This is a genomic window from Phenylobacterium sp. (assembly GCF_036263695.1).
Lineage (GTDB): Bacteria > Pseudomonadota > Alphaproteobacteria > Caulobacterales > Caulobacteraceae > Phenylobacterium.
This window is the reverse complement of sequence record NZ_DATAGM010000396.1, coordinates 1-5,013: the sequence shown is the minus strand read 5'-3', so window position 1 is coordinate 5,013 and position 5,013 is coordinate 1. Positions and strand designations below refer to the sequence as shown.

The window sequence follows — 5,013 nt, the reverse complement described above, 5'->3', positions numbered from 1 at the left end:
TTCAACAACGACCGCGTGGACGCCGGCGAGGTCGGCTCCGGCGCCTCGGTGACCGCCCTCTACGAGATCACCCCGGCGGGCGCTGCGCCCTCGTCCGACCCGCTGCGCTACTCGGCGCCCAAGCCGAGCGCCTCGGCGACCAGCGAACTGGCCTTCCTGAAGGTGCGCTACAAGCTGCCGCGCGCGGCGGAATCCAAGCTGATCACCCGTCCGATTGGCCCGCGCGACCGCTACTCCAGCGTGGAGGCTGCACCCGAGGCCACCCGCTGGGCGGCGGCGGTCGCCGGCTACGGCCAGCGCCTGCGCGGCGATCCGTGGCTCGAGGACAGCTTCGGCTGGCGCGAGATCGCCGGCTTGGCCCAGCGCGCGCGCGGCGACGACCCGATGGGCGAGCGCGCCGAGTTCGTCCAACTCGTCCGCGCGGCCAGCGAAGCGGCCTCGGTCAACGAGGCGGGGGTGGCCGGCGGGGACTGACAATATCTCCTCTCCTTCCGGGAGGAGGCGCCGGCAGGACGCCCTTGTTTTCCCGCTCGTCCCGGCGTTCGCCGGGAGGAGCGGTTGTTGGGTCACCCTGCAACCGCCCGGCCTGCTCAGCTGTTGAGACACTGGTGGGGGCGCGCCCATGCGCCTGCCCCACCAGGGAGCCGAACAACAATGAGAGTCAGCGAAGCGATGTCGCGCGACGTGCAGGTCGCGCGGCCCCAGGACAGCATCCAGACCGTCGCCCGCCGCATGGCCGAGATCGACGTGGGCGCCCTGCCCGTCTGCGACGGCGAGACGCTGCAGGGCATGATCACCGACCGGGACATCGTCGTGCGCGCGCTCGCCGAGGGCCGCAGCTTCGAGACGCCGGTCTCGGAGGTGATGACCGCTCAGGTCGAGTACGCCTACGCCGACGACGACCTGGACGAAGCGGCCGACAAGATGGCCGAGGCCCAGATCCGCCGCCTGCCGGTGATCGACCAGGACCGCCGGCTGGTCGGCATCCTGGCGCTCGGCGACCTCACCGGAAAGGTGAAGGACAAGACCGCGGGCCAGACGCTGGAGGAGATCAGCGAGCCGTCCACGCGCATGTAAGCGCCACAATAACGCCAGACGGTGCGTGCGGGATCGCTTCGCCGCACCGTCCGTTTGCGCCCAAGGTAGAGCTTCTCGAGAAAAGAAAGGACGCGGGATTGTTCGAACACGTCGCGCCCGACACCGCCGATTCCGACAACCTCATCCGCCTGGACCCGGCCGACGCCCCTGAACTGGGCGGCCCCGGACAGAGCCTCCACCTCATCGACGCCACCATGATGTTCGCGCCCCGCTCCGGCGGGGTGAAGCGCTACCTGCTGACCAAGCGGGAATGGCTGGAGCGCCGTCGGCCGGACATCACCCACACGCTGGTCGTGCCCGGCCGCCAGACGGGCCTCGAGGCGCCGGGTTTGGTCACCGTGGCGGCCGCCAAGCTGCCGTTCGGCGACGGCTACCGGATGCCCGCCAGCCTGACCAAGTGGGAGACGGTGATCCGGATGCTGGAGCCGGACATCATCGAGGCCGGCGACATCTTCGTGCCGGGCCACGCGTCTTTGGAGGCCGGCGAGGCGCTCGGCGTGCCCGTGGTCGGCTTCTGCCACACCGATGCGGCCGCGCTGGCCGCCCTGCACTTCGGCGAGTGGGCCGAGGGCGTGGCGATGAAGCGTTGGGCCAGCATCTACGAACGCTTCGACCGGGTAGTCGCCCCGAGCGCCCACATGGCCCAGCGGCTGGCCGACGCCGGCGTCGGCGACGTGGCCGTCCAGCCCCTGGGCGTCGACCTGGAGAACTTCCATCCGAGCCGCGCCGACAAGCAGCGGCTGCGCCGCCGCCTCGGCGTCCCGGCCGACACCCGCCTGCTGGTGTTCGCCGGCCGGCCGGCGCGGGAGAAGAACATCGAGTCGATGGTCTGCGCCGTGGAGCGGCTGGGCGATCCCTACCGCCTCGTGCTGATCGGGGCCGGCAAGGACGTCCGCTACTCGCCGCACGTCATCTGCCTCGATTACGAGCGCGATCCGGCCAAGCTGGCCGGCCTCGTCGCCAGCTGCGACGCCTTCCTGCACGCCAACGAGAACGAGCCGTTCGGCCTGGTGGTGTTGGAGGCGCTCGCCGCCGGCCTGCCGGTGGTCGGCCCCTCCAGGGGCGGCGCGTCGGAGCTGTTCGACGACAGCGTCGGCCAGCGGGCGCGCACCTGCGATCCCGAAGGCTTGGCCGAGGCCATCGAGGCGCTGTTTGCGCGCGACCTGTGGGCCCTCTCCGCCGCCGCCCGCCGCCGGGCGGAACAGCGTCACGGCTGGGACACCACATTCGAGGGCCTGACCCGCATCTACGCCGAGCTGCTGGCCGGCTCGCGCCGCTCGCCCATGGCCATGAGCGCCTAGCCGGGTTGACCGCCCGTCAAGCTTTTTGGGGTTTGCTCCACGCCCGAGCAACGCCTCGAAAGGGTGCGACATGGCCAAGGCGGTCTTTCAGCGGAACCAGAAGGTCTGGGTCGAGAGCGTCGGCGCCTGGGCGGTGATCGAGAAGATCGTGCCGATCTGGGCGCGGGGCTTCGAGGAGCCGGTCAAGGTCACCTACGACGTCGGCCTGGGCCGCGAGTTCCAGGCGCACGAGCTGCGCGGCGAGGACGACGGCGGCCGCGACCTGGCCGCCGAGGGCCCGGGCTGGCGGCTGCTGCGCGCCCGCAACAAGTGGCAGACGGCCGAGGACTGCGCCCACCATCCCTTCCCCGGCACCTATCCGGTGGTGGTCACCGATCCCCAGGACTGGGGCGGCTGGCGGGTGCCCGGCGCCGAGTACGACCGCGACCCGCGCAAAATCGAGTTCCAGGCCCGGCTGATCGCCTCCGCCCCCCGCCTGCTGGCGCTGGCCCGCTCGCTCACCGCCATCGTCGCCGAAGAGCCCGATGACGCCCCGCCGGTGGTGCGCCACCTGGCCGAGGAAGCCGCCACCATCGAGCGCTACCTCAACGAAGTCCCCGCGAGCCCGCAGACCCCGCCGCCGGCCACCGAGGGCGTGCGACACGCCGCGGAGTAGTTCTGCCGGATCACCCCTGGCGAGGGCGGTGACGGGCCGTTACATCGTTCGGATGCGCACCGAGACCCCTCAGGCCATCCGCCTCTCCGATTACCGCCCTCCCGCCTACCTCATCGACGAGGTGGAGCTGCACTTCGACCTGTCGCCCAACGCCACGCGGGTGAAGGCCAGGCTGGACGTCCGGCGCAACGGCGACCACGCCGAGCCGCTGGTGCTGAACGGCGAGCGGCTCAAGCCGATCTCCGTGGCCCTGAACGGCCGCCCGCTCGTCGAGAGCGAACGGACCGTGGACGACGAGTTCCTTACCGTCCCCAACGTGCCCGACGTCTTCACCCTCGAGACCGAGGTGGAGATCGACCCGCAGGCCAACACCCACCTGGAAGGCCTCTACATGTCGGGGGGCCGGTTCTGCACCCAGTGCGAGGCCGAGGGTTTCCGCAAGATCACCTGGTTCCCGGACCGGCCTGACGTGCTGACCCGCTTCACCGTCCGCATCGAGGCGGACAGGAAGTTCCAGCGCCTGCTCTCCAACGGCAACCTGCTGGAGGCCGGCGAGCTGCCGGGCGGGCGCCACTACGCCGTCTGGAACGATCCCTTCCCCAAGCCCTGCTACCTGTTCGCGCTGGTGGCCGGCGAGCTCGACGTGCTCGAGGACTCCCTCGTCACCATGAGCGGTCGCAAAGTCGAGCTGAAGATCTACGTCGACCCCGGCATGGCGCCCCGCGCCGCCTACGCCATGGACGCATTGAAGCGCTCGATGAAGTGGGACGAGGAGGCGTTCGGCCGCGAGTACGACCTCGACCTCTTCATGATCGTCGCCGTGCGCGACTTCAACTTCGGGGCGATGGAGAACAAGGGGTTGAACATCTTCAACTCCTCTCTCCTGCTGGCCGACCCCGCCACCGCCACGGACCTCGACTACGAGCGGATCGAGAGCGTGGTGGCCCACGAATACTTCCACAACTGGACCGGTGACCGGATCACCTGCCGCGACTGGTTCCAGCTGTGCCTGAAGGAGGGGCTGACGGTCTTCCGGGACCAGAGCTTCTCGGCCGACATGCGCGGCGAGGCGGTGCAGCGGATCAAGGACGTCAAGCAGCTGCGCGCGCGCCAGTTCCCCGAGGACCAGGGCCCCCTCGCCCACCCGGTGCGCCCGTCGAGCTACATGAAGATCGACAACTTCTACACCGCGACCATCTACGAGAAGGGCGCGGAGGTGATCCGGATGCTGAAGACCCTGATCGGGCCGCAGGCGTTCCGGGCCGGCATGGACCTCTACTTCGAGCGCTGGGACGGCCACGCCACCACGGTCGAAGAATTCATCCGCTGCTTCGAGGAGGCCTCGGGCCAGGACCTCTCCGACTTCTTCGCCTGGTACGAGCAGGCCGGCACCCCGAAGGTCACCGTCAAGCGCCGCTACGACGAACAGGCCCGAACGCTGGAGCTGGAGCTCAGCCAGGAGACGCCGGCCACGCCTGGCCAGCCGACCAAGCGCCCCCTGCCCCTGCCGGTCGCCGTGGGCCTGCTGGACGCCGAGGGCCGCACGCTGGCCTTCGAGCGGGACGGCCAGGCGATGGACGAGACGGTGATCGTGCTGAAGGACGCGGCGGCCAAGGTCACCCTGCGCGGCGTCGACCGCCCGCCGGTGGTCTCGGCCCTGCGCGGCTTCTCGGCCCCGGTGACGCTGATCACCGACGCCGAGCCCAAGGATCGCTACGTCCTGTTGGCCTCGGACCCGGACCTCTTCAACCGTTGGGAAGCCGGCCAGGGGCTGGCCCGCGACCTCATGCTGGCCAGGGCCGCCGGGGCCGCCAACGAGGTCGGGGAGGAGCGGTTCGCCGAGGCGGTGGGCCGGGCGCTGAGCGACCAGGCCGCCGAGCCGGCGTTCAAGGCCCTGCTGCTCGCGCTGCCGAGCGAGCAGGAGCTGGCGCTGGCCCGTCAGCCGGCCGATCCCGCCGC

5 protein-coding genes are annotated in these 5,013 nt (G+C 70.7%); all 5 read left to right on the top strand.

Annotation, left to right across the window (positions count from 1 at the left end):
- Positions 1-474, top strand: a 474-nt coding sequence (locus VHK87_RS15970; protein ID WP_329635882.1) for a YfbK domain-containing protein, incomplete at its 5' end; no start/stop codon positions are given.
- Positions 475-654: 180 nt separating this feature from the next.
- Positions 655-1,077, top strand: coding sequence for a CBS domain-containing protein (locus VHK87_RS15965; RefSeq protein WP_329635881.1), 423 nt, complete (start codon positions 655-657; stop codon positions 1,075-1,077).
- 98 nt (positions 1,078-1,175) lie between these two features.
- Positions 1,176-2,399 (top strand): glycosyltransferase, encoded by a 1,224-nt coding sequence (locus VHK87_RS15960; RefSeq protein ID WP_329635880.1) that lies wholly within the window; start codon positions 1,176-1,178, stop codon positions 2,397-2,399.
- 70 nt (positions 2,400-2,469) lie between these two features.
- Entirely contained in the window at positions 2,470-3,054 is a 585-nt protein-coding gene (locus VHK87_RS15955; RefSeq protein WP_329635879.1) for a hypothetical protein, read from the top strand.
- Positions 3,055-3,106: 52 nt separating this feature from the next.
- Positions 3,107-5,013: aminopeptidase N (gene pepN / locus VHK87_RS15950; protein ID WP_329635883.1), on the top strand; the 1,907-nt coding region annotated here is incomplete at its 3' end.

Bases quoted from the DNA above. Each gene is read 5' to 3' on its own strand.
- VHK87_RS15955 (WP_329635879.1), top strand. From the start codon at position 2,470: ATGGCCAAGGCGGTCTTTCAGCGGAACCAGAAGGTCTGGGTCGAGAGC.
- VHK87_RS15965 (WP_329635881.1), top strand. From the start codon at position 655: ATGAGAGTCAGCGAAGCGATGTCGCGCGACGTGCAGGTCGCGCGGCCC.